Here is a 26591-nt window from a genome sequence, read left to right on the forward strand (position 1 = left end):
TACTGCAACTTAAGACCACTCATTTTCAGCTTTGAATTCATTGCTCATCATATCATGAATGGCATCTTTGATATCATGGCCGTCATAGATAACCTTGTAAATGGCTTGGGTAATTGGCATATAGACACCGAGCTCTTGCGCTAGTTCGTAGGCTGCCTTGGTCGTAGAGATTCCTTCGATAACCATGCCCATATTAGCTTCAATATCAGCCAGTTTTTCGCCGCGACCCAGTGCATCGCCGGCCCGCCAGTTGCGAGAGTGGATAGAGGTTCCTGTGACGATTAAGTCGCCGACACCAGAAAGACCGCTGTAAGTCAGAGGGCTGGCACCAAGCTTGACACCAAGCCGGGTAATTTCAGCCAGACCGCGTGTGATGATGGCAGCTTTGGCATTGTCACCATAGCCCAGTCCGTGGAGAGCACCAGCTCCAACTGCGATGATATTTTTCAGAGCACCTGCTGTCTCTACGCCGACGACATCGGTATTGGTGTAGAGGCGGAAATAGTGGTTGCTGAAGAGCTCCTGCACATATTTAGCGGTTTCGAGGTCCTTAGATGCTGCGGTAATCAGGGTAATGTCGCGGACGATGGTTTCCTCAGCGTGGCTAGGACCTGAAACAACGACAATCTCGCTACGCAAGTCTGTAGGGATTTCTTCTTCCAGAATAGTCGAAATTCGTTTGTGGCTGTTAGGCTCTAATCCCTTGGATGCGTGCATGATTTTTACCTTGTGATCCAAGGTTTGCGCAACTTGTTTGGCTACCAGACGGGTCACCTTGGTCGGCACGACAAAAAGCACAGCATCTACGTTTGCTAGAGCATCTTTCAAGTCGTGATAAGCCTTGATTTCTTCGCTTAGAACCACATCTTTGAAATAGCGTTTGTTTGTATGCTGGTGATTGATCTCGTCAATCTGCTCTGCAATATTGCCCCAAATCCGGACTTCATGGCCATTATCATTGAGGACTTGCGACAGAGCCGTTCCCCAAGAGCCAGGACCAATCACAGCAATTCGTTGTTTATCCATCTTTTCTCCTTGTACGAGACCTACAAAAGGACTCAATCAATTTTAGAGTTATTTATTATATTGTACCATATAATAACTGAAATTTCTTACTTGACATTGTTTTTATCTATGATATAGTAAGGAAGCTAAACAAAGTTAAAAATCTACGAGGAGGAATCATGTTCAGAAAAGCTTTATCAGCCTATAAATTATTTATCTTTCTATCTCTTCTTATGACATCGCTGATGCTAGCTAGCTCGCTGTTGCAACCCCTGTATCTCAAAGATGTTTTGAATGCTCTTTTGTCGGGAAATCGGGAAGAAATCTATCGTTTAGGGGCTTGGTTGCTGGGTTTTGGTCTGGTTGGCCTGCTTGCTGGCGGGGCAAATGTGACCCTGGCAGCCTATATTGCACAAGGTGTGTCGTCAGATTTACGGGAAAAAACCTTTCGGAAAATCCAGACTTTCTCTTATGCCAATATTGAACAGTTCAATGCGGGGAATCTGGTGGTTCGAATGACCAACGATATCAACCAAGTACAAAATTTGGTCATGATGATGTTCCAGATTTTATTCCGCCTGCCTATTTTATTTTTAGGTTCCTTTATTTTGGCGGTGGTGACCATTCCTTCCCTGTGGTGGGTCATTGTCCTGATGGTCTTTTTGGTCTTCTTTTTGACAGGAGTGATGATGGGCTTGATGGGTCCACGCTTTGCCAAATTCCAAGTTCTCTTAGAAAAGATCAATGCGATTGCCAAAGAAAACCTGCGTGGCGTCCGTGTCGTCAAATCTTTCGTGCAAGAGAGAGAGCAGTATCAGAAATTTACGCAAGTTTCAGATGAACTTTTGGAGCAAAATCTTTTTATTGGTTATGCCTTTTCGATCGTTCAACCGATGATGATGATCGTCGGCTACGGGGCTGTTTATCTGACCATGTGGCTCTTGTCTAGCATGATACAGATGGATCCAGGCTTGGTTAGCTCGATTGTCTCTTTCATTTCTTATTTGAATCAAATCATGTTTACCATCATCATGGTTGGCTTTCTGGGCAATACTGTTACACGTGCCATGGTGTCAATTCGGCGGATCAAGGAGGTTTTGGATACGGAGCCAGCGATGACCTTCAAGAATGAAGCTGAAGAAGATTTAGAAGGTAGTCTGGTCTTTGACCACGTGACCTTTACCTATCCGACAGATACAGAGCCCATGCTCAAGGATATTAGCTTTGAAGTCAAACCGGGAGAAATGGTTGGTGTTGTTGGGGCAACGGGAGCAGGGAAATCAACTCTGGCCCAGCTCATTCCACGTCTTTTTGATCCTCAGGAAGGCTCCATCAAAATTGGCGGCAAGGACTTGCGAGACATTAGTGAAGCTTCGCTGAGAAAAAATGTCTCCATCGTTCTGCAAAAAGCTATTTTATTTAAGGGGACGATTGCGGACAATCTGCGTCAAGGAAAGCAAAATGCTAGCCTGCCAGAATTAGAACAGGCGGCGCGCATTGCTCAGGCGAGTGAGTTTATCAATCGCATGGAAGATACTTACAACAGCCAAGTCGAAGAACGGGGAAATAATTTCTCCGGTGGACAAAAGCAAAGAATGTCCATCGCGCGTGGTGTTGTCAGAAATCCCAATATCCTTATCCTAGATGACTCAACTTCAGCTCTAGATGCTAAGTCCGAAAAGCTAGTTCAGGAGGCACTGAACAAGGATTTGAAGGGAACCACAACCATCATCATTGCCCAGAAGATTAGCTCTGTTGTCCATGCGGATAAGATTTTGGTGCTAGATCAAGGGCGCTTGATTGGCCAAGGTAGACACGCAGACTTGGTTGCTACAAATGATGTCTACCGAGAAATTTATGAGACTCAAAAAGGAAAGGAGGACTAAGATGAAGACAGCAAAATTTTTCTGGCAATATTTCAAGCAGTATAAACTGGCCTTTTTGGTCGTCATGATTATGATTATCATCTCGACGGTTTTACAGGTTCTCTTTCCGATTTTTACTGGTCTCGCCATCAGTGAGCTGGTGGAGTTGGGCAGTGCTTTTGCGAGTGGCAAGCTTGCTTCAGGTGATGTTTCAGCCTTTGCCGCTTTTCAAGGAATCATGTGGAATTTAGCGCTGGCTTTCATCTTCCTTTCGCTATCGAGCTTGATCTACATGCTGCTGATGAGTCGGATCATTTCCTACTCAACCAATGAAATGCGCAAGGGGCTCTTTGGAAAATTAGCTCGCTTGACCGTTTCCTTCTTTGACCGTCATCAAGATGGGGATATCTTGTCGCGTTTTACCAGCGATTTGGATAATATCTTGCAGGCTTTCAATGAGAGTCTAGTCCAAGTGATGAGCAATATCGCTCTTTACATTGGTCTGATTATCATCATGTTTATGCGGCATGCGACCTTGGCTTGGGTGACGATTGCCAGTACGCCAGTAGCCATCATTGTCTTGGTGTCTATCATCAAACTTGCTCGCAAGTACACAGACTTGCAGCAAAAAGAAGTTGGTCAGCTCAATGCCTATATGGACGAGACGATTTCCGGCCAGAAGGCAGTTATTGTGCAGGGAATGCAAGAAGAAGTCATCAACGGCTTTGTCCAGCAAAATGATAAGGTTCGGTCAGCAACCTTTAAAGGACGCGCTTTTGCTGGTTTGCTCTTCCCTGTCATGAACGGAATGAGTCTGATCAATACGGCTATCGTGATTTTTGTGGGCTCAGCCATTATGCTCAATGATCCTAATGTGAAGACCTCAGTAGCCATTGGTCTGATTTCAACCTTTACACAGTTTTCTCAACAATACTATCAGCCTATCATTCAGGTTGCGGCAAGCTGGGGAAGCCTGCAGCTGGCTTTCACTGGTGCGGATCGGATTCAGGAAATGTTTGATGCGCCTGAGGAAGTACGCCCGCAGAATGCTCCAGCCTTTACCGAGCTGAAAGAAGGCGTCGAGATAAAGCATGTGGATTTCTCTTATGTAGAAGGCAAGCCGATTTTGAAAGATGTTTCCATTTCAGCGCCAAAAGGTAAGATGATTGCCGTTGTAGGGCCAACAGGATCAGGAAAGACGACCATCATGAACCTGATCAATCGTTTTTATGATGTGGATAAGGGCAGTATCGAATTTGACGGACGTGATATCCGAGACTATGACTTGGATAGCTTGCGCAGTCATGTGGGTATTGTTTTGCAAGATTCTGTCTTGTTCAGTGGAACCATTCGAGACAATATCCGATTTGGAGTGCCGGATGCCAGTCAGGAGATGGTTGAAATTGCTGCGCGTGCTACCCATATTCACGAGTATATTGAAAGCTTGCCTGATAAATACGACACACTCGTAGATGATGATCAAAACATCTTTTCAACAGGTCAAAAGCAATTGATTTCGATCGCTCGAACCCTTTTGACGGATCCTCAAGTGCTGATCTTGGATGAGGCCACCTCCAATGTTGATACGGTAACCGAGAGCAAGATCCAGAGTGCGATGGAGGCCATTGTGGCAGGCCGAACCAGCTTTGTCATCGCTCACCGCTTAAAGACCATATTGAATGCGGACCAGATTATTGTCTTAAAAGACGGGGAAGTCATTGAAAGAGGTAATCATCATGAATTGCTGCATCTAGGTGGCTTCTATTCTGAGCTCTACCACAATCAATTTGTATTTGAATAAATATATACAGAAACGGAGCTATTTCATGAGGCTACCTTCGTTTTTTGAAAGGAAGTAATCAGTTTTGTCCTGATCTATCTCTTTCATCGAACCAATCTGCTTCTGTTCATCGTAGGAGTCATCTTAGCTATTTTGGGAATTCTTGTCATGCTGGTCTTTGGCTATGGCATCTACAAGGGTAGACTAAATTTGCAAAAGGTTATTGATGATTTTGAAGAGAAACTGAAGTTAGCTCAATAATATTTCCAATTGATTTCCCCCAAAAACTTTGTCATTCGGCAAAGTTTTTTCTTGACTATTTCTGACCAAGTGATAAAATAATAACTATAGATTAGCACTCGATGTCATAGAGTGCTAAAATTCAATCTTTGGAGGAAAAAGATGTTAAAACCATTAGGTGACCGTGTGGTCTTAAAAGTAGTAGAAAAAGAACAGAAAGTTGGTGGCTTTGTCATTGCTGGTGCAGGACAGGACGCGACAAAAGAAGCAAAAGTCATCGCAGTTGGCCAAGGAATCCGTACGTTGAACGGAGAGCTGGTTGCACCAAGTGTCAAGCCAGGTGATAAGGTTTTAGTTGAAAGTCATGCTGGCATTGAAGTCAAAGATCAAGATGAGAAATTCTTGGTTGTTGGAGAAGCAAGCATTCTTGCAATTGTGGAGTAAAAATCTAAGAAAGAGGTTTAAAAATGGCAAAAGATATTAAATTTTCATCAGATGCACGTAGTGCAATGGTTCGTGGTGTGGATATTTTAGCAGATACTGTCAAGGTAACCTTGGGCCCTAAAGGTCGCAATGTTGTTTTGGAAAAATCTTTTGGTTCACCCCTCATCACCAATGACGGTGTGACCATTGCCAAGGAAATCGAACTGGAAGACCATTTTGAAAATATGGGCGCTAAGCTGGTGTCAGAAGTGGCTTCAAAAACCAACGATATCGCTGGAGACGGAACAACGACTGCTACTGTCTTGACCCAAGCTATCGTCCGAGAAGGGATTAAAAACGTAACTGCGGGTGCTAACCCAATTGGTATCCGTCGCGGAATTGAAGCAGCAGTTGCGACTGCTGTCAGCGCTCTGAAAGAAACTGCGATTCCGGTTTCTAACAAGGAAGCGATTGCTCAGGTCGCTGCCGTGTCTTCTCGTAGCGAGAAAGTCGGAGAGTACATCTCTGAAGCTATGGAAAAAGTTGGCAACGACGGTGTTATCACTATCGAAGAGTCCAAAGGGATGGAAACAGAGCTGGATGTCGTAGAAGGTATGCAGTTTGATCGTGGCTACCTGTCTCAATACATGGTGACGGATAGTGAAAAAATGGTGGCTGATCTGGACAACCCTTATATCTTGATTACAGACAAGAAAATTTCTAACATTCAAGAAATTTTGCCATTGTTGGAAAGTATTTTGAAAACCAACCGTCCGCTCTTGATTATTGCGGATGATGTAGATGGTGAAGCTCTGCCAACACTGGTTCTTAACAAGATTCGTGGTACCTTTAATGTAGTTGCTGTTAAAGCACCAGGTTTCGGTGACCGTCGCAAGGCTATGTTGGAAGATATTGCCATCTTGACTGGTGGTACAGTAATTACAGAAGACCTTGGTCTGGAGCTCAAAGATGCAACTATTGAAGCGCTTGGACAAGCTTCTAAAGTTACTGTTGATAAGGACAGTACTGTGATTGTGGAAGGCTCTGGTAATCCTGAAGCTATTGCCAATCGTGTGGCCGTTATCAAATCGCAAATCGAAAGTACAACTTCTGAGTTTGATAAAGAAAAATTGCAAGAACGTCTGGCTAAATTATCCGGCGGTGTGGCAGTGATTAAGGTCGGTGCTGCAACCGAAACTGAACTTAAAGAAATGAAACTCCGCATTGAAGATGCCCTTAATGCGACTCGTGCCGCAGTAGAAGAAGGAATCGTATCTGGTGGTGGTACAGCCTTTGTTAGCGTATTAGATGCAGTAGCTGCCCTCGAATTAACAGGTGATGAAGCGACTGGTCGTAACATCGTCCTCCGTGCCTTGGAAGAGCCTGTCCGTCAAATCGCTTTGAATGCAGGATTTGAAGGCTCTATCATCATTGACCGCCTGAAAAACTCTGAAGCAGGTACAGGCTTTAATGCTGCGACTGGTGAATGGGTGAACATGATTGAAGCTGGAATCATTGACCCAGTTAAGGTGACGCGCTCAGCCCTGCAAAATGCCGCTTCAGTTGCTAGCCTGATTTTGACAACAGAAGCTGTTGTGGCTAATAAGCCAGAACCTGCGCCAGTAGCACCAGCTATGGACCCAAGCATGATGGGCGGCATGATGTAAGACACATCGAAAAAAGTACAACTTTTTTGAAATCAATAAAGTAAAAAAGACTTCAAACTATTGATCCAAAACAATGGTTTGAAGCCTTTTCATATTGAAAGTAATCAACAATGTTGAAATATAAATGATTTTTAGAAGATGCTTGGAATGATTTTAAATCTGATTATTTTAAAATGGGGCAAGTAATAACTGTTTAAAACTATAAATCATTAAAAAAGTTTCCAATTTCGTATAGTTGGAAACTTTTTTATTACTTTTAATGACTAATCGCCTTGAGATAAAAATTCTGAGATCAAAACTTCTTGACTAATTGATTCAGATAAAGCTTGTTTAAATGCTAATTTTCCTAATGAATAGGATTTGTGGTCTATCGTCGGGAGTTTCAACAGTTGCCCAACTAATAGACGTTCCTGACCAATAATATAGGGACATTTTTTTCCACTTTCTTCATATCCTTTTATGAGCCCAGCAGCAACTTCATCACTTGTAGCTAATACACCATCGATGTGAGCATCTTTTATCAATTGATGAGATACATGTAGGCCATCATTAAAATCGTGGATGTTTCCAACTACCATATGTGGGGCCAATTGTTGACCATAAACATCGTGATAAGCTAATAATGCGGTTTGATAGGTAGCCGATGATTCATTATCTCTTGAAAATAACAAAACTAAGTGTTCTAAATCTCGTGCTTTCATAGCAGAAAAAGCATCCACAAATGAAGAGTAGCGGTCAAGGTAAGCGGAGGATAGGAGCTGATATCCCTGCAGTTTTTCACAAACCACTATGCGTCCATATTTTGCATAGGTTTCAATCATATCAAGACTAATGGCTCTTGAAGTGAAGATTAAAGCGTCAATAGCTTCCATTTTGAGTTGCTTCAGGTAGGATAGTTCTAATTCTTGGTTGTAATCTGAAGGCATCATAACAAGCTGATAGTCGGTAGCTTTAGCAGCATCTAGGAGACCATTTATTAATTGTGTAAAATACGGGTGGCGCGTGTGTGGAATGACGACACCTATTTTTTGTGTTTTGCCTCGACTGAGATCTCGCGCTAGTTGGTTTGGCATATAATCCAATTCAGTGATAAGATCCATTACTTTTTGTCGTGTCTCATCAGAAACATGTGGATGATGATTGATCACACGGGAAACTGTCGATTTAGCAACACCTGCCTTTTTAGCTATATCACTAATACTCGTCATTATAAGAGTCCTACTTTAAATATTTTTGAATCCCATATCCTACGCCATCTTCATCATTAGACTTCGTTATTTTATAGGCTATCGCTTTGATGTCATCAAAGGCATTATCCATCACAATAGGGTAACCTACCATTTCAAGCATCGGCAAATCATTATGTCCGTCTCCAAATGCAGCCGTTTCTTCTTTAGCCAACTGCTCTTTTCGAAGGACGTAAGCAATTCCTTTAGATTTTTTGGCTAAAACATGTGTAATTTCAAGATATGCCTTACCTGAACGTTGAATAGTGATTTCTTGTAAGTCCAAACTTTGAAGATATTTTTGTAATTCTAGCATATTTGCTTCATCGAAAGTAATCATCATAATCTTAAAAGTATTTATTTGGCCTTCTAAAAACTGATCTTCATTATGAATAAACGTTGGTGTTTGTTGAGTTAAACTATGTTCGTATAGGATTCCTTCATCTATTTTATCACAATACCAGTTATTAAGATCGTAATAAGATAAACTAACTTGAGGGAAATGCAGCCGTATTCCTCTCAGCACCTGCTTTACTGTGCTTTTTTTAATGGTTTGTGAACGAATAGGTAGGACTTGATTATGATCGCCTATTGTATAAATTAATCCTCCGTTAAACGTAACTTGGGTACCTTTTAATTGAAGGGCCTCTATAGCATCCTTCATTTCCATTGGTGCTCTAGCAGATACTAAAGTTATGGGAATCCCTGCTTCACGTATTAAGGCAGCATTGTTGTTAGTCACTCGTCCTTCACTATTTAATAATGTACCATCCATGTCACAAAAAATACGTTTGATATTCATAAAATGTACCTCTCTTTCTTCTGAAACCATTATAAATTCTGGAACGCGTTCCATGTCAAGCTTAAAGTTGTAAATTTTTTAAGAAAAATCGTATTTGACTTTTCTGCATTCCTTCACGCATTATCCAGAATTACGTAACTTCACCAATAAGACTTGTTGAAAAACGATTATTCTATAGTCACATATTCTGCTATAATTACCTTGATGAGAAATAGTTTTCTTGGACAAAAGACCACCTCAAGGGTGGTCTTTTATGGTTTGCCAAACGCTAGTCCATGATAAGTGAATTGGAACAGATGTTCGACTTGCAGGTTTCATTAGATTAGGGAGAATTTAATCACATCAGAGGAGTCGGGATAGATTACTCATAAAAAATGTGGGGCAAGTGACGGGGCAAATGCTCATGAGACAAGAGAAAAAGCCTTGGAATCCAAGGCTTTTTAGTCATACTTTCTATGCCCCCTGCAGGGCTCGAACCTGCGACCCATAGATTAAGAGTCTACTGCTCTACCAACTGAGCTAAGGAGGCAAGAGAAAAAGCTGTATTGGTGCCGGACCTTCACGATTTGTATTGAACCCGCACAATTAAGCAGGTGGGCAACTCGCTCTAACTGAAGCTGCTTCCGCGTGACACGGCTTGCACGCTGTTAGAAGTCTTTTGTTTCCCTAATAATACAAAAAATAGTCGGTCAACACTTAAGTGTGAAGTCGTACACCACAGCGTTTCTATAATTATAATACCATAAATTTTGAAAAATTCAAGAGAAAAATGTGATTTTTTGCAAACGATGCCATCATTTTTTTAAGTCATCAATCTTATTCTTGGTCATCCCAAGAGCTCGTTCGTATTTACCATTGTCATTGGGAGTGAAATAATTAGCATCCCTTATCTTGTCGGGCAGATAGTCTTGTTTGACCCAATTGCCAGGATAGGAGTGAGGGTAGAGATAGTCCTGCGCATTGCCCAATTCCTTGCTGCCGGCATAGTGGCCGTCGCGTAAGTGGCGGGGAATGGGAAGAGTTCCATTCTTTTTTAGGTCAGCCAAGGCCTTGTCCATGGCCACATAGGCTGAGTTGGACTTGGGAGATAGAGCCAGATCAATAACAATATTGGCAATAAGGATACGAGCTTCAGGAAAACCGATCCGCTGAGCTGCTTCCAGAGCTGTAACTGTATGGACTTGAGCGTCTGGATTTGCCAAGCCAATGTCCTCGTAAGCGATAACGGTCAAGCGTCGAGCTAGGCTAGGGAGGTCTCCTGCCTCAATGAGGCGAGCTGCGTAGTGGAGACTGGCATTGACATCGGAGCCACGGATGGACTTCTGCAGGGCAGAGAGGACATCGTAATGGCCGTCCCCGTCCTTATCCATGGTGATATAGCTCTTTTGCAGGCTGTTTTCCATGACATCGAGCGTAATGTGACGGATGCCCTTGCTATCTTCTGGTGTAGAAAGCACGGCTAGATCCAGCGAATTATAGGCGGAGCGTAGGTCTCCGTTGGTAGAGATGGCAATGAAATCCAGAGCCTCATCGTCTAGCTCCACTGGAAAATCAAATCCTCGTTCCTTATCCGTCAAGGCTAACTGAATGGCTTTCCGAATGTCGTCGTTGCTGAGGGGCTCAAGCTCAAATATCTGAACTCGGCTTCGAATAGCAGGGGTGACAGAAAAGAAAGGATTTTCTGTCGTCGCCCCAATCATGATGACTAGTTCGCTTTCTAATAGCGGCAGTAGGAAGTCTTGCTTGGTCTTGTCCAGACGGTGAATCTCGTCTAGCAGGAGCACCAGTCCGCCAGAAAATTTAGCTTCCTCAGCAATCTCCTGCAGGCGCTTCTTGCTATCTACGGTGGCGTTAAAGGTCCGAAAGGCGAACTTAGTTGTGCCGGCAATAGCTGAGGCGATAGAGGTTTTTCCGATGCCGGGTGGCCCGTAGAGAATCATCGAGGACAGGCGGTTGGCTTCAACCATACGGCGGATGATTTTTCCAGATCCGACCAGATGCTGCTGGCCGATGATCTGATCAATGCTGGTCGGTCGCATGCGTAGGGCGAGGTTTTCTGGCATAAGATTTCCTTTCTGCAAGTGTTTTTCTTAGCGTTTTGTGTTACTATTATAGATAGTAATATTTTATCACAATGAAAAGAGGAAATCATGGCTAAGTACGGTTTTTTGGAGATATTGGACGAGGAAATGGGGAAGAGCTTTCCTTTTGACTATGAGATAAACTGGGACAAGAAGAATCACGCAGTGGAAGTGGCCTTTCTCCTTGAGGTGCAAAATCCCGGCGCGATTGAGACTGTTGATGCTGAGGGCAATGCCTCGGCAGAGGATATTTACTTTGAGGAAGCCGTGCTTTTCTATAATCCGGTTAAGTCTCGTTTTGAGGCAGAGGACTATCTGGCGGTTCTTCCCTATGAGCCGAAGAAGGGGCTGTCGCGGGAGTTTCTGGCTTATTTCGTGGATTTCCTAAGCCAAACAGCTGAGTCTGGTCTTGATGCGCTCATGGACTTCTTAGCAGATTCAGAGGCGGCAGAGTTTGAGATGGCTTGGAATGCTGAGGCCTTTGAAAATGGCAGAGCTGAGTTGACTGAGACAGACTTTTATCCTTATCCGAGATATTAGGAGGCGCTTATGGCGGATGCAGAAGGACTAGATTTGCTGCACAAACAGATGGAGTTTTCTGGTTGCAAGATTGCCTTGCTCTGTGATGATAAGCTACTGACTATCTTGCGAGACGATATTTCAACTATTCCTTGGCCCAATATGTGGGAGCTGCCGGGCGGTGGCCGCGAGGGAGAGGAGACCCCTTTTGAATGCGTCCAACGAGAGGTTTTTGAAGAGCTAGGAATTCATTTAACTAAAGATTGTCTGCTTTGGGATAAGATTTATCCAAGTATGCTTTTTGAGGGGAAGGAGTCGGTCTTTCTAGTTGGCAAGTTGGCTCAGGAACAGTTTGACCAGATTATCTTTGGTGACGAAGGGCAGGGCTACAAACTGATGAGTATTGACGAATTTCTTGGCTCAGATAAGGTTGTACCTCAGTTGCAGGATAGAGTGAGAGATTATATGGAGGAAGTAAGATAGATGTCAAATCGTAGTAAAAATATCAACATGTTTCTTATGGATGGTGAAGTAACTGGAAAAATCAAGTGTACCTTATCAAATTGGACAGGGGTAATTTATAAAATTCCTCGTATTCAATTGGCGGATTTAAAACTCCGAGATGAAATGAAGCAAAGTGGTATCTATTTCTTGTTTGGACGTGATGAGGAAAAGCAAAAAGATATTACTTATATTGGACAAGCAACTACTCGAAAAAATGGAGAAGGGGTGCTTTTGCGCGTTCAAGAGCATACTCGTGATAGTCATGCAGATTACTTTAACGATGTCATTATTTTGACGACGCAGAATAATTCATTTGGTCCCACAGAAATTAGCTATTTGGAAAATAAATTTACTCAGTTAGCTAAAGAATCTGGTCGATTTATTGTGAAAAATAGCAATGACCCTAACCCTGGGAATGTAACTGAGGAAAAAGAGTCAGAATTAGATGAAATAGTTGAAAATACTTTAATGATTGTTGGTACCTTGGGTTATCGTGTTTTTGTTCCTATGACAAAGACATCGGAGAAAGACTTACCTGATGATCAATCAACTTATTTATATTTAAAACGAAAAACTAAGAAGTCCAATAAAGTAATAGAAGCTCGTTGTGAACGTACTTCGGAAGGGTTTGTAGTTTTGGAGGGCAGTCAAATAGAGGTGATAGATTCCAACGTAATCCCAGCTAGTCTACAAAAACTTCGTAAAGAACTAATTGATACAAATGTAATCAAAGATGGTATTTTACAGGAGAAACAACTTTTTTCTAGCCCTTCTTATGCAGCAGCTTTTGTTATAGGAATGAATACCAACGGACGAATAGACTGGAAAGATAAAAACGGTAAGACCTTAAAAGAATTGGAAGAAACGATAGATTGTTAAGGAGAAACAAATGGAAACATGGCAAGAGTTAAAAGTTACGGTTAAGCGTGAGGGGGAGGAATTGGTTTCCAATCTCTTGATTGAGCTGGGTGCCCAGGGTGTTGCGATCGAAGATAGCATGGACTATGTGGGGAATGTGGATCGTTTTGGTGAAATTTTCCCAGAGGTTGAGCAACAGGAAGAAATCGTGGTCACAGCCTACTACCCTGAAACGGTTGATGTGGCAGGGGTTGAGGCAGACTTGCAGGATCGTCTGGCAGAATTGACCGATTTTATTGATTTGGGAGAGGTCAAGATTGGTACGACTGCCCTGGCTGAGGAAGACTGGGCGGATAACTGGAAGAAATACTTTGAGCCGGCTCGGATCACCCATGACTTGACTATTGTCCCGTCCTGGACGGACTATGAGGGAACAGCTGGTGAGAAGATTATCAAGCTGGACCCCGGTATGGCCTTTGGTACAGGCACTCATCCGACGACCAAGATGAGCCTCTTTGCGCTGGAGCAGGTCTTGCGAGGCGGAGAAACGGTGCTGGATGTGGGTACAGGTAGCGGTGTCCTCTCCATTGCCAGCTCTCTATTAGGCGCTAAGGACATCTACGCCTATGATTTAGATGAGGTAGCGGTGCGCGTTGCTCAGGAAAATATTGAGCTCAATCCAGATATGGAGAACATCCATGTAGCGCCGGGGGATCTTCTCCGAGGCGTAGAAATCGAGGCGGATGTCATTGTTGCCAATATTTTGGCCGATATTCTTATCCATCTGACAGAGGATGCCTACCGTCTGGTCAAGGATGAGGGCTATCTGATTATGAGTGGGATTATTTCTGAGAAGTGGGAAATGGTGCGCGAGTCAGCGGAAGCGGCAGGATTTTTCCTAGAAACGCATATGATTCAGGGCGAATGGAATGCCTGTGTCTTTAAGAAAACACAGGACATTTCAGGCGTGATAGGTGGATAGATGCAGCAGTATTTTATAAAAGGAAATCCTCAGTCCCCTCTGGTGGTTACGGATAAGGACACGGCCAAACATATGTTTTCAGTCATGCGGCTCAAAGAGGGCGACCAAGTCACACTGGTTTTTGATGATGGCGTGAAACGACTGGCTCGGGTATTGGATCCTATCCAGCAGAGTTTGGAAATCTTGGAAGAGCTAGCAGACAATACCGAGTTGCCGATTCAAGTGACCATTGCTTCAGGCTTTCCCAAGGGTGATAAGTTAGAGCTTATCACCCAGAAGGTAACGGAGCTGGGGGCCAGTGCTATCTGGGGCTTTCCAGCGGACTGGTCGGTGGCCAAGTGGGATGGCAAAAAGCTGGCTAAAAAGAGTGAAAAGCTAGAGAAAATTGCTCAGGGAGCAGCTGAGCAGAGCAAGCGCAATCTGATTCCTGAGGTTCGGCTCTTTGATACAAAGGCAGACTTTCTGGCGGTCTTGGCAGACTTTGACCGCATCATCGTGGCCTATGAGGAATCGGCCAAAGAAGGAGAATCTGCAGCTCTAGTAGAGGCGGTGAGAGGTTTGGGCAAGGGAGATAAACTACTCTTCATCTTCGGACCGGAGGGCGGTCTATCGCCAGATGAAATAGCAGCCTTTGGCCAAGCAGGGGCTGTATCGGCTGGCCTAGGTCCACGTATCCTGCGAGCTGAAACCGCTCCGCTTTATGCCTTGACCGCAGTCAGCGTTATGCTTGAATTAGAAAAATGAAATCAGCGGACTTCTGCTGATTTTTTCTTGTCTGTCGCTACTAGATTCCTTTTTGTGGAAAGCTGTTCTTGACATAAAAAATTTTTATGGCCAGCTTTAAAAAATACTATTGGACGACTGAGAGGTGGAATGGTAAGATATTCTATATCAAGTTAAGGAGGGATCATCTATGTGCAGAACAATTGTTGGAGTGTCGGCTAATCTTTGTCCAGTGGATCAGGCGGGCAAAAACATTCATTCATCTGTATCTTGCAAATTTGCCGAAAGCATCAAGCTAGTCGGTGGTCTGCCTATGGTGATTCCTGTTGGGGATAAAAGTCTGGTCAAGGACTATATAGAAACCATTGATAAGCTGATCCTATCAGGCGGTCAAAATGTTCATCCGCAGTTTTATGGAGAGGAAAAGGCCATCGATAGCGATGATTACAATCTGGCTCGCGATGAGTTTGAGCTAGCACTCTTAAAGGAGGCTATTCGTCAGGGTAAGCCAGTCTTGGCTATCTGCCGCGGTCTGCAGTTGGTCAATGTTGCTTTTGGTGGCACGCTTAATCAGCAAATTGACAATCATTGGCAGGGGCAACCGTTTGGGACTTCGCACTCCATTCGTACAGAGAAAGGCAGTGTTGTGGAGCGGTTATTTGGTCAAGCCAGCCAGATCAATTCTGTCCATCGCCAAAGCATCAAGGACTTAGCGCCTAATTTCCGAGCAACTGCCTTTGACCCAAGGGACAATACCATCGAAGCAATTGAGGCTGTGGACGGCAGTCGTATCATCGGCCTTCAGTGGCATCCAGAGTTTTTGATCAACGAAGAAAAGGGCAATTTGGAGCTCTTCCAATATCTTTTGCAAGAATTATAAATTCTTAAATTATTTTTAGCTAATTTTAAGATAAGCTTTATATAATATAACCATCAAATGAAGACCTCCTAACTTTATTTGATGAAATCCTAAAACTTTTCTTTTTCATAATAATCTCCCTATAAGAACCGCCAATCGGCGGTTTTTTGCTGGAAGGGCTGAGAAATCTGGATTTTCATCAAATTCAGGTCTTTTATGTTATAATGAGTCACAAGTAGGCCGAGCGAATCGGTCGGTAGATGGAGGACCAGAGATGTCACGAGCGGAGCGAGTTATTTTAACAAATATGTGTATGGTTTACGATGGGGACCGCATTTTAGTGCAAAATAAAGTAAATGACGATTGGACGGGACTATGCTTTCCAGGCGGTCATGTTGAACATCGTGAGTCCTTTGTCAAATCAGTGATACGGGAAATCAAGGAAGAAACAGGCCTAACCATCTATGAGCCTCGCTTGTGTGGTGTCAAGCAGTTTTATACTGAAAAAGATGAGCGCTACATCGTTTTTCTTTACAAGACCAATCGTTTTGAGGGAGAACTGGTCTCATCTGAAGAAGGCGAGGTATTCTGGATTGACCGCAAAGACCTTGACCGCTACTCGCTGGCTGTGAGCTTTCAGGAAATGTATCAGGTTTTCACATCAGATTTGACGGAACAGTTTACCTATCTAGAGGATGGAGAGGTCATCAAAGATTTATACTAAGGAGAACCGCCCAATCGGCGGTTTTTTTGCTTGTTTTTTGCGAATTTAGTATAATAGGGACAGCAAAAATAGAAAAGAGAACTGTATGAAAATTCGTGGATTCGAGCTGGTTTCCAGCTTTCCAAATGAAGATTTATTACCCAAGAGAGAGACGGCTCACGCAGCGGGCTATGACTTGAAAGTGGCAGAGCGCACCATCATTGCGCCGGGGGAGATTAAGCTGGTTCCGACGGGTGTTAAGGCCTATATGCAGCCAAGCGAGGTGCTTTATCTTTATGACCGCTCGTCCAATCCTCGTAAAAAAGGCCTGGTTTTGATTAACTCCGTTGGGGTCATCGACGGCGACTACTATGGCAATCCTGGAAATGAAGGTCATATCTTTGCTCAGATGCAGAACATCACGGACCAAGAGGTTGTACTGGAAGTGGGTGACCGCATTGTGCAGGCAGTTTTTGCACCATTTTTGATGGCGGATGGGGATGAAGCCGACGGTGTGCGGACAGGCGGATTTGGCTCTACTGGGCATTGAGATGAAAGTGATTTTTGTGCGCTATGGTGAGCCTGATTACCATGAGTTAGAGGAGCGTTCTTATACTGGCTTTGGTCTGGATTTGGCGCCTTTATCTGAGCAGGGAAGACGGCAGGCTCAGGAACTTTGCCAGCATCCTTTACTGCGTTCAGCTGATTTGCTGGTGTCTTCTGCAATGACGCGGGCTTTAGAGACGGCCTCCTATCTGATTCGAGACCGCCAACTACCGCTTTTTGTGGAGCCTTTGCTACACGAATGGCAGGTTTATCAAACGGGAAGAGGGAACTTTGAAAAAGCTCGAAGCCTGTTTTTAGAAAATAATGGTGCCTTGCTCCCCAGTAGTCCTATTCAGTATGAGACGGCTGAGGAGATGAAGGCTCGTTTTGTAGACTGTATGGCAAAGTATCGAGATTACCAGACAGTAGTCCTTGTAGCTCATCGCATGCTGATCCGTCAGTTTGTGCCTGATAAGCAGATTGATTTTTGCCAAGTGATTGAATGTGAGATAGAGATATAGAAAGAGGTTTATCATCGCTAAGAAAAAATCAACCTTTGTCTGCCAAAATTGTGAATACCATTCGCCCAAGTATCTGGGCCGCTGCCCTAACTGCGGCTCATGGTCTTCTTTTGTCGAGGAAGTGGAAGCGCCTGAGGTTAAGCATGCCCGCGTTTCCCTGACAGGTGAAAAGACGCGGCCCATGAAGCTGGCTGAGGTCACTTCGATTGATGTTCATCGGACCAAGACCGACATGGACGAGTTCAATCGGGTGCTGGGCGGCGGTGTCGTGCCGGGCAGTCTGGTCCTGATCGGCGGGGATCCCGGGATTGGCAAGTCTACCCTGCTTCTGCAGGTATCGACGCAGCTTTCTCATCAAGGCACGGTCCTTTATGTCAGCGGGGAGGAATCAGCTGAGCAGATTAAGTTGCGGGCGGAACGCCTCGGTGATATTGACAGTGAATTTTATCTCTACGCCGAGACCAATATGCAAAATATCCGCACGGAAATTGAGAAAATCAAGCCAGATTTTCTGATTATCGACTCTATACAGACGGTGATGTCACCAGAAATTTCCAGTGTTCAAGGCTCTGTCTCTCAGGTCCGCGAGGTGACGGCTGAGCTCATGCAGCTGGCCAAGACCAATAACATCGCGACCTTTATCGTGGGCCACATGACCAAGGAAGGCACTCTGGCTGGTCCCCGAACGCTGGAGCATATGGTGGACACGGTGCTTTATTTTGAGGGCGAACGTCAGCACACTTTCCGTATTTTACGGGCAGTTAAAAATCGCTTTGGTTCAACCAATGAAATCGGTATTTTTGAGATGCAATCTGGCGGGCTAGTCGAGGTGCTCAATCCAAGCCAAGTATTTCTGGAAGAACGGCTGGATGGTGCGACAGGTTCGTCTATTGTCGTGACCATGGAAGGAACGCGGCCGATTTTGGCTGAGGTGCAGGCTTTGGTGACACCGACCATGTTCGGCAATGCCAAGCGGACCACGACAGGACTGGACTTTAACCGAGCCAGCCTCATCATGGCGGTTCTGGAAAAGAGGGCGGGACTCCTCCTGCAAAATCAGGATGCCTACCTCAAGTCAGCTGGTGGTGTCAAGCTAGATGAGCCAGCCATTGATTTGGCAGTAGCGGTAGCCATTGCTTCCAGTTACAAGGACCTGCCGACCAATCCTCAAGAGTGCTTTATCGGTGAAATTGGCCTGACTGGCGAAATCCGCCGGGTCAACCGCATTGAGCAGCGCATCAACGAAGCGGCGAAATTGGGTTTCACCAAGATTTATGCTCCCAAAAACTCTCTGAACGGCCTCAAAATTCCAGACAATATCCAAGTCATCGGTGTGACAACAATTGGGGAAGTCTTGAAAAAAGTATTTGCTGGATGATTTTCTTTGTTTTAAATTGCAAAAATATTTTATTATTGCTATAATTTTCTTAAAAACAAGGAGGGAACTCTTATGCAATTTTCCATGGATAGCAACATGCAATTTCCACTCGTTGATCTCTACCTTAATCAAGGAGAGACAGTCTTTATCCAGCGTGGCAGTATGGTCTATCACACACCTAATGTGACCTTGAATACTCAGCTCAATGCTAACGGTTCCGGTTTGGGCCGCTTTGTCAAGGCAGTCGGTCGTTCCATGGTGTCGGGTGAAAGTACCTTCATCACCCAAGCTGTCGCCCAGTCCGATAACGGTTTTCTAGCTTTAGCACCAGAAGTTCCCGGCCAAGTTATCCCTCTTTATCTGGGAGAAAAGCAGTACCGGCTCAATGACGGTGCCTTTCTAGCTCTGGACGGTACAGCTTACTATACGATGGAGCGCCAGTCTGTTGGCAAGGCGATATTTGGCGGTCAAGGTGGCCTCTTCGTCATGACGACTCAGGGTCAGGGCACTCTCTTGGCCAATGCCTATGGATCGATTAGGAAAATTGAGCTAAATAACCAAGAAGTAACCATTGACAATGCCCATGTCGTAGCTTGGAGTCAGTCCTTGGATTATAATATCCATCTCGAAAATGGTTTCTGGCAGTCGATCGGAACGGGAGAGGGAGTTGTAAACACCTTCCGAGGTACCGGGGAAATCTATGTTCAAAGTCTCAATCTTCAAAGCTTTGCAGGCTCACTCAGCCGCTATATCGCAAAAGGTTCATAGAAAGGTATGGATGAATTTCCGCACCTTTTTTGCATTTTCTTTTCATTTTTTCATAAAAAACGGATATTTTTGCTTCATCTAGATCTGAAAACTGACAAAATATCCAAAAGATGATAAGTGGTAGGAAATAATTTGAATATCAAATAAATTCTAGTAAGGGGAAAGAATGTCCTATTTTGAAAATTTTATGAAGGCCAACCAAGCCTATGTAGACCTGCATGGAACCTCCCACCTGCCGATTAAGCCCAAGACCAAGGTAGCGATCGTGACCTGTATGGACTCTAGGCTCCATGTGGCTCAGGCTCTGGGCTTGGCGCTGGGAGATGCTCATATCTTGCGTAATGCTGGCGGGCGGGTGACAGAGGACATGATTCGCTCGCTGGTCATCTCTCAGCAGCAGATGGGTACGCGGGAAATTGTAGTCTTGCACCATACGGATTGTGGGGCACAGACTTTTAAAAATGAAGAATTTACTGCTTTTCTCAATCAAGAGCTGGGCGTTGATGTCAGCGGTCAGGATTTCCTTCCCTTTACAGATGTGGAGGAAAGTGTGCGGGAAGACGTGGAGCTTCTCCGCCAATCCTCCCTAATCCCAGATGATGTAGAGATCTCAGGAGCAGTGTATGACGTTGCTACAGGGCGAATGACCGTCGTTCAGTAATTACCTAGGAAAGCCAATTTATCTGTCGGTATTTCGGCATTGAAATTGGCTGCTTTTTTGTGTTAAAATAGAATACGATTTTAATTTAGTTAGGACAATAAGATGATTCTTTCCATTATTTCACAAGGTCTGGTCTGGGCCATTTTGGGTCTGGGGATTTTCATGACTTTTCGGATTTTGAATTTTCCAGATATGACGACGGAAGGTTCCTTCCCTCTGGGTGGAGCGGTAGCCGTCACTTTAATCACCAAAGGGGTGAACCCTTTCTTGGCAACGGCAGCTGCGGTGTTGGCGGGCTGTCTGGCAGGTTTGGCGACTGGGCTTCTCTACACCAAGGGTAAGATTCCGACCCTGCTGTCAGGGATTTTGGTCATGACCTCTTGTCATTCCATCATGCTCATGATCATGGGACGGGCTAACCTAGGTTTGCTGGGAACTCGGCAGATTCAGGACTTTTTGCCCTTTTCTGGGGAAATCAATAATCTCCTGACAGGCTTGATTTTTGTCAGTCTGGTCATTGTCGCTCTGCTCTTTTTCCTAGATACCAAGCTGGGACAGGCTTATATCGCAACTGGGGACAATCCTGATATGGCGCGTAGTTTCGGTATCAATACTGGCCGCATGGAATTGATGGGCATGATCTTGTCTAATGGCGTCATTGCCTTGTCTGGTGCCCTGATTGCCCAGCAGGAAGGCTATGCAGATGTGTCCCGCGGGATTGGGGTTATTGTCGTCGGCTTGGCCAGTCTGATTATCGGAGAAGTGCTTTTTAGGGGTCTGACCTTGGCTGAACGCCTGATTACCATTGTAGTTGGCGCCATTGGCTATCAATTTCTGATTTGGGGCGTCATTGCTCTTGGCTTCAACACGAGCTATCTCCGTCTTTATAGTGCGGTTATCTTGGCGATCTGCCTCATGATTCCAACCTTGAAAAATACATTCTTTAAAGGAGCTAAGTTAAGCAAATGACAGCGATTGTAGAATTAAAAAATGCCAGCAAGCGGGTCAATAACGGCTTTGATGAAGAAAAGATCATCCTAAATGATGTGTCGCTGGAGATTCATGAGCACGATTTTATCACGATTTTGGGCGGCAATGGAGCAGGGAAGTCAACTCTTTTTAATGTAATTGCCGGTACGCTCTCTCTGAGCAGCGGTAGCATTTACATCTTGGGCGAAAATGTAACTAACTTTTCACCTGAAAAGAGAGCCAAATATCTATCGCGCGTCTTTCAAGATCCCAAGATGGGAACGGCTCCTCGGATGACAGTGGCGGAAAACCTGCTGATCGCCAAGTTTCGTGGCGAATCGCGCGGTTTAGTCCCTCGTCGGCTGAATAGCTACCGGCAGGAGTTTCAGGAGACTATTGATAAGATTGGCAATGGTTTGGAGAAACACTTGGATACGCCGATTGAGTTTCTCTCTGGTGGTCAGAGACAGGCTTTGAGTCTGCTCATGGCGACGCTCAAACGTCCGGAACTGCTTCTCTTGGACGAGCATACAGCAGCGCTGGATCCCAAGACCAGTGTGGCTCTTATGGAGCTGACTGACGACTTTGTCCGCAGAGACCAGCTGACAGCCCTCATGATTACCCATCACATGGAGGATGCTCTCAAATACGGCAACCGTCTGATTGTCATGAAGGAAGGGCAAATCATTCAAGATCTCAAGCAAGAAGAAAAAGCCAAGATGACCATAGCGGACTATTATGGCTTGTTTGAATAGAGTGAAGAGCTGATAGTTTCGGCTCTTTTTTGTTATAAAATTATGCAAAAAAACTTTTATACTTTTGATTGTAAACGCTTGCAATCTTTCGTGGAGAGGAGTATAATATAAGTAAAGATAGGGAAAGGAAAGAATTAATTTCGCATTCGATTTGCTTTGCTGATATCTAGTTATTTGTAACATATGAGTCGTTGCTTTACTGGACTATTGGTTAAATCATTGGGTAGGCCTGCTTAGCCTATCTGATTATGACAGTGGGATAGAAAGTAGAAGCTTTTAGATGGTTTTCAGTCTTCGAGATGTTAACCGATAGTTGCTTTGTGATCAATATTTCTAATGCTAGGATAAAAGAAAATCATTAGCGCTTAAAGGGATTAATAATTTAATAATTTAATAATTTAATAATTTAATAATTTAATAATTTAACAATTTAACAATTTAACAATCAACAATCATTGTTAGTCAGTTCCGAATGGAATAAACTGATTGCTCCCATATCAGCAAGGTGAATCAGACCTCTAGTCGAGTCAGGCTAGAGGTCATTTTGATGGATTCAGCGGCTGTTGCCGGAGTATGGCCTCAGCTAGTGAGGACTAAGGAAGCGGCTTTAAAAAGTGATGGGTAGGGCTTGCTGGGAAAGAAAATTGTCACGCAACTCTTTTCTCTTCTTTAGTCTATCTATCTGAAAAGTGATATAATATAGTTAGCGAAACACAAGGAGAAAAGCAATGAAATCAGCAGTTTATCTTAAGGCTGGTCAAGTTGGACTAGTAGAAATGGATCATCCGCAAATTCTAGATCCAGATGATGCCATTATCCGTATTGTTCGGACCTGTGTCTGTGGCTCTGATCTGTGGAGTTATCGAAATGAGCAGGTGAAGCCTGGGCGTATGAACAGTGGACACGAGGCGATCGGTATTGTCGAGGAAGTCGGTGATGCAGTAACGACTGTGAAAGCAGGCGATTTCGTCATTGCTCCATTTACCCATGGATGTGGTGGCTGCGATGCTTGCCGAGCAGGATATGACGGGACTTGTGACCGTCATATTGGCAATAACTGGTCAGATGGGGTGCAAGCGGAATATATGCGCTTCGAGTATGCCAACTGGGCTTTGGTGAAAATTCCGGATCAGCCGTCAGATTATTCAGAAGGGATGCTTAAGTCCTTCTTGGCGTTGGCTGATGTCATGCCGACAGGCTACCATGCGGCGCGTGTGGCAGATGTCAAACCAGGCGACAAGGTAGTCGTTATCGGTGATGGGGCTGTCGACCAAGCCCTTGGTGTCCTTCACAATGGCGGCCGATTAGGTTTTGTTGGAGTCCCCCACTATAATAATCGTGCCCTTGGTTCCACCTTTGCTCAAAACACCACAGTGGCGGGTGGAGCAGCCTCTGTTACCACCTACGACAAACAGCTCTTACTGAAATCGGTCCTTGATGGCGACATCAATCCAGGTCGTGTCTTTACTTCCAGCTATAAACTAGAAGAGATTGATCAAGCCTATAAAGATATGGATGAGCGGAAGACCATCAAGTCGTTGATTGTGATTGACTAAAACAAAAATTCCCAATCAGTCCAAGGAATATCAAAATGAGTGGAATGGCTTTCCATAGCGGCTAAATGGTATAGTTTTTTAGAAATTCCAAAAAACAAGAAACTACCTTTTTGCTTATCGAAGTAAGCTTGCGAGAATATAGAGAGCATAGATATGTAATGGGTAGAAAATATAGAAGAAGTTCTTATGCCCTTGTCCTTTTTCCCCATTATAAAGGTAGATAGGAATGGCAGAAAAAACCATCATCCACTGAATATCTGCAGGATTCATCAGATAGAAAGCTAGAGATATAACAGCTAAACTTACGATTTGTAGAATTCGATTTTGTCGGAAAATGTAGAAAAGCAGTCCCAAAACAACGAGTAAAAATCCACCTTCTATCAATAAAACATTAGGGATAAGCAGAGTAACCCAAGCAATCAATCGAATGATGACTGGTGGGAAAGTTGGATTTGTTAGAAGTGAAGATAATAGGAGAGTCGGAATCATCAAGAGTATGGGCAAGACAAAGAGCCCAACGGCTTTTAGAATTTCTCTCATAGATTTTTCATGTAGCCCTTTGACAAACAAGTCCCAAGAACAAATATAGATTCCGGTCATGAAAAAGGTTGAAAAGGCATTATTCATCAAGCCAACATCGCCATTTTTAAATAGGGATCCGACAATCATGTTACCAGTCGTCATGAACCAACTCATGAATAGCAGGCGTTTCATATAGGCTTTTCGATCATGTGTATAATGAAAACTGTCTGCTGCTAAAAAGAGAAAGATTGGAAATACGAGTCGCCCTAACATAGTAAGCCAGATCGGGGCGCCCATCTCGATAAACATCTCGTGAATATGATCTAGAAACATCAGCGCAATGGCAAGATATTTTAGATTGGTCGCATTGCTAATACGTTTTAAATAAGACAATTTTTTACTCCTTAAAATTTTAATCTTGCTGATTTTATCATTTATCCTATATGAATTCAAGAAAGAGGACTATATTGAGAGATTTTTCATCAAGTAAGAGTGCATAAGAAGATGGGAAACAACTCACTGTCTTTTCAAGCAGTAAGTTGTTTTATAACAATTTCCAGTCAACTTCTGAATGTTTTTTTGTTTGTTTTATATAAAAACGGATAAAGTAAATTTATCCAACTAAGTTCTTAAGTGTTGAGCATACAAGAAAAGAAGGAAGGATAGCTATCGCTAACTGTATATGCCTATTATCAGCTACTACAAGAAGGAATTATCCTGTTGGCTTATTTTTCAGATACGGAAGACCTTGTAATGTGAGCAGATTTAGGGATATAAAAATAATAGGAACTATATAACAGTTTACACCAATCACAATATATAGAGTTTCAAAACAAAATTTTTATAAAATTTACAACTAAACTTTGTGGTTGTGTAAACAGGCGTATAATTCCTAAAAGAACTTTAAAAAATAAGTACTAATTATTGACATTTCTCAGAAATGATGTATAATGGATGGTGTAATATAAACAATTACATCATGAAGCAACTTTTTAAACAGAAAGAGGAAAAAATAATGACAAACTTTTCAGATTTACAAGCAAAACGCCGCTCCATCTATGCTTTGGGCAAAGATGTAGAACTTACAAACCAAGAATTGATTGATACTATCCAAGGAGCAATTCTCCAAACACCATCAGCTTTCAACTCGCAAACATCACGAGTTGTGATTTTGCTGGATGAAGAATCAGATGCTTTCTGGAATGAGATTGCCTACTCAGAACTTGAAAAAGTGACTCCAGCTGAAGCTTTTGAAGGAACAAAGGAACGCTTAGCAGGTTTTGCTCAAGCCAAAGGAACGATTCTTTTCTATGAAGATCAAGACGTTGTCAAAGGTCTTCAAGAGCAATTTCCACTTTACGCTGAGAATTTCCCACTTTGGTCAGAGCAAGGTCACGGAATTGCCCTTTATGCGACCTGGGTGGCTCTAGCTGAGCAAAATATTGGTCTCAACGTGCAACACTATAATCCCTTAGTAGATGCACAATTGGCTGAAAAATATGAAATCCCAGCCAACTGGAAACTCCGTGCTCAAGCCCCATTTGGAGCAATCAAGGCACCAGCTGCTGACAAAGAAATCCAAACAGAAAACCGCTTCAAAGTATTCGGCAATTAATTGATATAAAGTGAGTTTGAGACAAAAGCCTTCCTGACTGAAGTTAAAAGGCAACGGTTTTGATGCCGTTGCTTTTTGCATTGGAGAGATAGTCTTGATAAAATATAGTTGTCAAGAAAGTATAAGAAAGGCTATATCATGCATATCCACTATGACACAAATCAAACCACATTGTTTTCACCATTGAATAAGTGGTAAATGAACTGGAAGAAGATTGTTTCGCTGACTTCTACCACACCTTTGGTTGTCCTTCTTATCACCCAAAAATGTTTAGCTGTTCTCTTGTTCGTTTATACTCAAGGAGTCTTCTCTGGTCGCAAAATCGTGAAATTAATGATAGAAAATCTGACTATGTAGTATCTGACTGGCCAACTGGAGGTGAGTTATCGAACCATTAATCGGTTTCGTGTGGCCAAAGGAATGGAAGACTTAATCAGAGATTTATTCAATGAACTGATGTTAGTATGATTTTAGTGTCTTTTAAAATAGATTCTACCACACAAAGTTCTGTCTACTTTTATAGTATACATCCAAACGGAACTTACTTTGAAAAGTTACGCATTTTCTGGAAGATACTCTAGGGTGGGTAGCTGTCATTCTAATGGCGATTATCCTCCGATTTACAGATTGGTATATCCCCGATCCGCTTTTATCTCTTGTTATTTCTATCTTTATTCTTTCAAAAGCCATTCCTCGCTTTTGGAGCGCTCTCAAGATTTTCCTAGATGCTGTGCCAGAAGGAGTGGAGTTGGAAAAGATAGAGCAAGAGTTGCTGTCTGTGGAGAATGTAGTCAGTGTCAATCAACTCAGTATCTGGTCCATGGATGGTCTAGAGAACAATGCTATTGTTCACATTTGTATCAAGGACTGGGAACAGATGATGGAGACCAAAGAAGTGGTGCGTCAATGTTTAGAAGAAAGAGGTGTGCAGAATATCACTATTGAAGTGGATAGCAGTCAAAGCAATCATGCGCAACATAAGCGAAATCTCAAAAATATCAAATTCCTGTCTGGACATCATCATTGAGAATCAAAGAACCGACCTCTGATGAGATCGGTTCTT

25 protein-coding genes, 1 tRNA gene and 3 pseudogenes are annotated in these 26591 nt (G+C 43.5%); 23 read left to right on the forward strand and 6 right to left on the reverse strand.

From position 1 onward, the window contains the following. Nucleotides 1-9: 9 nt before the first annotated feature. The gene (locus tag SCRDD08_RS01400) at nt 10-1026 is read right to left on the reverse strand and encodes an NAD(P)H-dependent glycerol-3-phosphate dehydrogenase (RefSeq protein ID WP_061422098.1); all 1017 of its coding nucleotides are present in this window, start codon (nt 1024-1026) and stop codon (nt 10-12) included. A 158-nt stretch (nt 1027-1184) separates the two neighbouring features. On the opposite strand from SCRDD08_RS01400, the gene SCRDD08_RS01405 reads away from it, so the two are divergent. From SCRDD08_RS01405 to groL, 5 genes and pseudogenes are all read left to right on the forward strand, one after another. After that, entirely contained in the window at nt 1185-2891 is a 1707-nt protein-coding gene (locus SCRDD08_RS01405; protein ID WP_061422099.1) for an ABC transporter ATP-binding protein, read from the forward strand. 1 nt (nt 2892) lies between these two features. Next, complete coding sequence (locus SCRDD08_RS01410) at nt 2893-4671, forward strand: ABC transporter ATP-binding protein (RefSeq protein ID WP_061422100.1); 1779 nt, start codon at nt 2893-2895, stop codon at nt 4669-4671. A gap of 57 nt (nt 4672-4728) precedes the next feature. Continuing rightward, a pseudogene (locus tag SCRDD08_RS01415) lies at nt 4729-4911 on the forward strand (DUF202 domain-containing protein); the annotation flags it as partial. 141 nt (nt 4912-5052) lie between these two features. After that, complete coding sequence (gene groES / locus SCRDD08_RS01420) at nt 5053-5334, forward strand: co-chaperone GroES (protein WP_061422101.1); 282 nt, start codon at nt 5053-5055, stop codon at nt 5332-5334. 23 nt (nt 5335-5357) lie between these two features. Further along, on the forward strand, nt 5358-6980 hold the full coding sequence (gene groL / locus SCRDD08_RS01425) for a chaperonin GroEL (protein WP_061422102.1): 1623 nt from the start codon (nt 5358-5360) through the stop codon (nt 6978-6980). A gap of 263 nt (nt 6981-7243) precedes the next feature. Here the strand turns inward: groL and SCRDD08_RS01430 are convergent, their stop codons facing one another. From SCRDD08_RS01430 to SCRDD08_RS01450, 4 genes are all read right to left on the reverse strand, one after another. Beyond that, nucleotides 7244-8188, reverse strand: coding sequence for a LacI family DNA-binding transcriptional regulator (locus SCRDD08_RS01430; protein WP_061422103.1), 945 nt, complete (start codon nt 8186-8188; stop codon nt 7244-7246). Nucleotides 8189-8198: 10 nt separating this feature from the next. Beyond that, nucleotides 8199-9008 (reverse strand): Cof-type HAD-IIB family hydrolase, encoded by an 810-nt coding sequence (locus SCRDD08_RS01435; RefSeq protein WP_061422104.1) that lies wholly within the window; start codon nt 9006-9008, stop codon nt 8199-8201. 456 nt (nt 9009-9464) lie between these two features. Next, a tRNA-Lys gene (locus SCRDD08_RS01440) sits at nt 9465-9537 on the reverse strand. A gap of 265 nt (nt 9538-9802) precedes the next feature. Then, nucleotides 9803-11071 carry a replication-associated recombination protein A gene (locus SCRDD08_RS01450; protein ID WP_061422105.1) on the reverse strand — a complete coding sequence of 423 codons (1269 nt, stop codon included), beginning with the start codon at nt 11069-11071 and terminating at the stop codon, nt 9803-9805. 87 nt (nt 11072-11158) lie between these two features. Between SCRDD08_RS01450 and SCRDD08_RS01455 the strand changes: the two genes are divergently transcribed. The 15 genes from SCRDD08_RS01455 to SCRDD08_RS01525 all read left to right on the forward strand — a co-directional run bounded on the left by SCRDD08_RS01455 (nt 11159) and on the right by SCRDD08_RS01525 (nt 23391). Then, nucleotides 11159-11629 carry a DUF3013 family protein gene (locus SCRDD08_RS01455; protein ID WP_061422106.1) on the forward strand — a complete coding sequence of 157 codons (471 nt, stop codon included), beginning with the start codon at nt 11159-11161 and terminating at the stop codon, nt 11627-11629. Nucleotides 11630-11638: 9 nt separating this feature from the next. Beyond that, on the forward strand, nt 11639-12091 hold the full coding sequence (locus tag SCRDD08_RS01460; RefSeq protein WP_231089315.1) for an NUDIX hydrolase: 453 nt from the start codon (nt 11639-11641) through the stop codon (nt 12089-12091). Further along, the gene (locus tag SCRDD08_RS01465) at nt 12092-12991 is read left to right on the forward strand and encodes a GIY-YIG nuclease family protein (protein ID WP_061422107.1); all 900 of its coding nucleotides are present in this window, start codon (nt 12092-12094) and stop codon (nt 12989-12991) included. It begins immediately after the preceding gene. 10 nt (nt 12992-13001) lie between these two features. After that, nucleotides 13002-13952 (forward strand): 50S ribosomal protein L11 methyltransferase, encoded by a 951-nt coding sequence (gene prmA, locus SCRDD08_RS01470; protein WP_061422108.1) that lies wholly within the window; start codon nt 13002-13004, stop codon nt 13950-13952. Further along, on the forward strand, nt 13953-14696 hold the full coding sequence (locus SCRDD08_RS01475) for a 16S rRNA (uracil(1498)-N(3))-methyltransferase (protein ID WP_061422109.1): 744 nt from the start codon (nt 13953-13955) through the stop codon (nt 14694-14696). 169 nt (nt 14697-14865) lie between these two features. Then, entirely contained in the window at nt 14866-15555 is a 690-nt protein-coding gene (locus SCRDD08_RS01480; protein ID WP_005591601.1) for a gamma-glutamyl-gamma-aminobutyrate hydrolase family protein, read from the forward strand. 253 nt (nt 15556-15808) lie between these two features. Beyond that, nucleotides 15809-16258 (forward strand): 8-oxo-dGTP diphosphatase, encoded by a 450-nt coding sequence (locus tag SCRDD08_RS01485; RefSeq protein WP_061422110.1) that lies wholly within the window; start codon nt 15809-15811, stop codon nt 16256-16258. Nucleotides 16259-16343: 85 nt separating this feature from the next. Next, the gene (locus tag SCRDD08_RS01490) at nt 16344-16787 is read left to right on the forward strand and encodes a dUTP diphosphatase (protein ID WP_061422111.1); all 444 of its coding nucleotides are present in this window, start codon (nt 16344-16346) and stop codon (nt 16785-16787) included. Between the two features lies 1 nt (nt 16788). Then, the gene (locus SCRDD08_RS01495; RefSeq protein ID WP_196756185.1) at nt 16789-17304 is read left to right on the forward strand and encodes a histidine phosphatase family protein; all 516 of its coding nucleotides are present in this window, start codon (nt 16789-16791) and stop codon (nt 17302-17304) included. 10 nt (nt 17305-17314) lie between these two features. Next, nucleotides 17315-18682, forward strand: coding sequence for a DNA repair protein RadA (gene radA / locus SCRDD08_RS01500; protein ID WP_081104242.1), 1368 nt, complete (start codon nt 17315-17317; stop codon nt 18680-18682). A 72-nt stretch (nt 18683-18754) separates the two neighbouring features. Then, on the forward strand, nt 18755-19450 hold the full coding sequence (locus tag SCRDD08_RS01505) for a TIGR00266 family protein (protein ID WP_005591607.1): 696 nt from the start codon (nt 18755-18757) through the stop codon (nt 19448-19450). A gap of 166 nt (nt 19451-19616) precedes the next feature. Continuing rightward, nucleotides 19617-20111, forward strand: a complete 495-nt coding sequence (locus SCRDD08_RS01510; protein ID WP_061422113.1) for a beta-class carbonic anhydrase — start codon at nt 19617-19619, stop codon at nt 20109-20111. Between the two features lie 102 nt (nt 20112-20213). Continuing rightward, on the forward strand, nt 20214-21080 hold the full coding sequence (locus tag SCRDD08_RS01515) for an ABC transporter permease (protein ID WP_061422114.1): 867 nt from the start codon (nt 20214-20216) through the stop codon (nt 21078-21080). Then, nucleotides 21077-21835: an ABC transporter ATP-binding protein gene (locus SCRDD08_RS01520; RefSeq protein ID WP_061422115.1), complete on the forward strand. Its 759-nt coding sequence runs from the start codon at nt 21077-21079 to the stop codon at nt 21833-21835. The genes SCRDD08_RS01515 and SCRDD08_RS01520 overlap by 4 nt, the downstream gene beginning before the upstream one ends. A 728-nt stretch (nt 21836-22563) precedes the next feature. Then, nucleotides 22564-23391 (forward strand): alcohol dehydrogenase catalytic domain-containing protein, encoded by an 828-nt coding sequence (locus SCRDD08_RS01525; RefSeq protein ID WP_061422116.1) that lies wholly within the window; start codon nt 22564-22566, stop codon nt 23389-23391. Nucleotides 23392-23505: 114 nt separating this feature from the next. On the opposite strand, the gene SCRDD08_RS01530 is transcribed toward SCRDD08_RS01525, so the two are convergent. Beyond that, complete coding sequence (locus SCRDD08_RS01530; protein ID WP_414162612.1) at nt 23506-24246, reverse strand: TraX family protein; 741 nt, start codon at nt 24244-24246, stop codon at nt 23506-23508. A gap of 682 nt (nt 24247-24928) precedes the next feature. On the opposite strand from SCRDD08_RS01530, the gene SCRDD08_RS01535 reads away from it, so the two are divergent. The 3 genes and pseudogenes from SCRDD08_RS01535 to SCRDD08_RS01540 all read left to right on the forward strand — a co-directional run. Then, entirely contained in the window at nt 24929-25528 is a 600-nt protein-coding gene (locus tag SCRDD08_RS01535; protein WP_061422118.1) for a nitroreductase family protein, read from the forward strand. A gap of 138 nt (nt 25529-25666) precedes the next feature. Next, nucleotides 25667-25990 (forward strand): annotated as a pseudogene (locus SCRDD08_RS12225) (transposase); the annotation flags it as partial. Between the two features lie 97 nt (nt 25991-26087). After that, a pseudogene (locus tag SCRDD08_RS01540) lies at nt 26088-26555 on the forward strand (cation transporter); the annotation flags it as partial. Nucleotides 26556-26591: the final 36 nt, after the last annotated feature.

Origin of the sequence: Streptococcus cristatus, assembly GCF_001578775.1 — a bacterium.
Taxonomy (GTDB): domain Bacteria; phylum Bacillota; class Bacilli; order Lactobacillales; family Streptococcaceae; genus Streptococcus; species Streptococcus cristatus_A.

Excerpts from the sequence above, each read along its gene's own strand:
- SCRDD08_RS01410 (WP_061422100.1), top strand. The coding sequence starts at position 2,893 with ATGAAGACAGCAAAATTTTTCTGGCAATATTTCAAGCAGTATAAACTG.
- SCRDD08_RS01525 (WP_061422116.1), top strand. The coding sequence starts at position 22,564 with ATGAAATCAGCAGTTTATCTTAAGGCTGGTCAAGTTGGACTAGTAGAA.
- SCRDD08_RS01510 (WP_061422113.1), top strand. The coding sequence starts at position 19,617 with ATGTCCTATTTTGAAAATTTTATGAAGGCCAACCAAGCCTATGTAGAC.
- SCRDD08_RS01505 (WP_005591607.1), top strand. The coding sequence starts at position 18,755 with ATGCAATTTTCCATGGATAGCAACATGCAATTTCCACTCGTTGATCTC.
- SCRDD08_RS01435 (WP_061422104.1), bottom strand. The coding sequence starts at position 9,008 with ATGAATATCAAACGTATTTTTTGTGACATGGATGGTACATTATTAAAT.
- SCRDD08_RS01535 (WP_061422118.1), top strand. The coding sequence starts at position 24,929 with ATGACAAACTTTTCAGATTTACAAGCAAAACGCCGCTCCATCTATGCT.
- SCRDD08_RS01465 (WP_061422107.1), top strand. The coding sequence starts at position 12,092 with ATGTCAAATCGTAGTAAAAATATCAACATGTTTCTTATGGATGGTGAA.
- groES (WP_061422101.1), top strand. The coding sequence starts at position 5,053 with ATGTTAAAACCATTAGGTGACCGTGTGGTCTTAAAAGTAGTAGAAAAA.
- SCRDD08_RS01495 (WP_196756185.1), top strand. The coding sequence starts at position 16,789 with ATGAAAGTGATTTTTGTGCGCTATGGTGAGCCTGATTACCATGAGTTA.
- SCRDD08_RS01520 (WP_061422115.1), top strand. The coding sequence starts at position 21,077 with ATGACAGCGATTGTAGAATTAAAAAATGCCAGCAAGCGGGTCAATAAC.
- SCRDD08_RS01400 (WP_061422098.1), bottom strand. The coding sequence starts at position 1,026 with ATGGATAAACAACGAATTGCTGTGATTGGTCCTGGCTCTTGGGGAACG.
- SCRDD08_RS01430 (WP_061422103.1), bottom strand. The coding sequence starts at position 8,188 with ATGACGAGTATTAGTGATATAGCTAAAAAGGCAGGTGTTGCTAAATCG.
- groL (WP_061422102.1), top strand. The coding sequence starts at position 5,358 with ATGGCAAAAGATATTAAATTTTCATCAGATGCACGTAGTGCAATGGTT.
- prmA (WP_061422108.1), top strand. The coding sequence starts at position 13,002 with ATGGAAACATGGCAAGAGTTAAAAGTTACGGTTAAGCGTGAGGGGGAG.
- SCRDD08_RS01405 (WP_061422099.1), top strand. The coding sequence starts at position 1,185 with ATGTTCAGAAAAGCTTTATCAGCCTATAAATTATTTATCTTTCTATCT.
- SCRDD08_RS01475 (WP_061422109.1), top strand. The coding sequence starts at position 13,953 with ATGCAGCAGTATTTTATAAAAGGAAATCCTCAGTCCCCTCTGGTGGTT.
- SCRDD08_RS01460 (WP_231089315.1), top strand. The coding sequence starts at position 11,639 with ATGGCGGATGCAGAAGGACTAGATTTGCTGCACAAACAGATGGAGTTT.
- SCRDD08_RS01480 (WP_005591601.1), top strand. The coding sequence starts at position 14,866 with ATGTGCAGAACAATTGTTGGAGTGTCGGCTAATCTTTGTCCAGTGGAT.
- SCRDD08_RS01450 (WP_061422105.1), bottom strand. The coding sequence starts at position 11,071 with ATGCCAGAAAACCTCGCCCTACGCATGCGACCGACCAGCATTGATCAG.
- SCRDD08_RS01485 (WP_061422110.1), top strand. The coding sequence starts at position 15,809 with ATGTCACGAGCGGAGCGAGTTATTTTAACAAATATGTGTATGGTTTAC.
- SCRDD08_RS01530 (WP_414162612.1), bottom strand. The coding sequence starts at position 24,246 with ATGTTTCTAGATCATATTCACGAGATGTTTATCGAGATGGGCGCCCCG.
- SCRDD08_RS01515 (WP_061422114.1), top strand. The coding sequence starts at position 20,214 with ATGATTCTTTCCATTATTTCACAAGGTCTGGTCTGGGCCATTTTGGGT.
- SCRDD08_RS01490 (WP_061422111.1), top strand. The coding sequence starts at position 16,344 with ATGAAAATTCGTGGATTCGAGCTGGTTTCCAGCTTTCCAAATGAAGAT.
- SCRDD08_RS01455 (WP_061422106.1), top strand. The coding sequence starts at position 11,159 with ATGGCTAAGTACGGTTTTTTGGAGATATTGGACGAGGAAATGGGGAAG.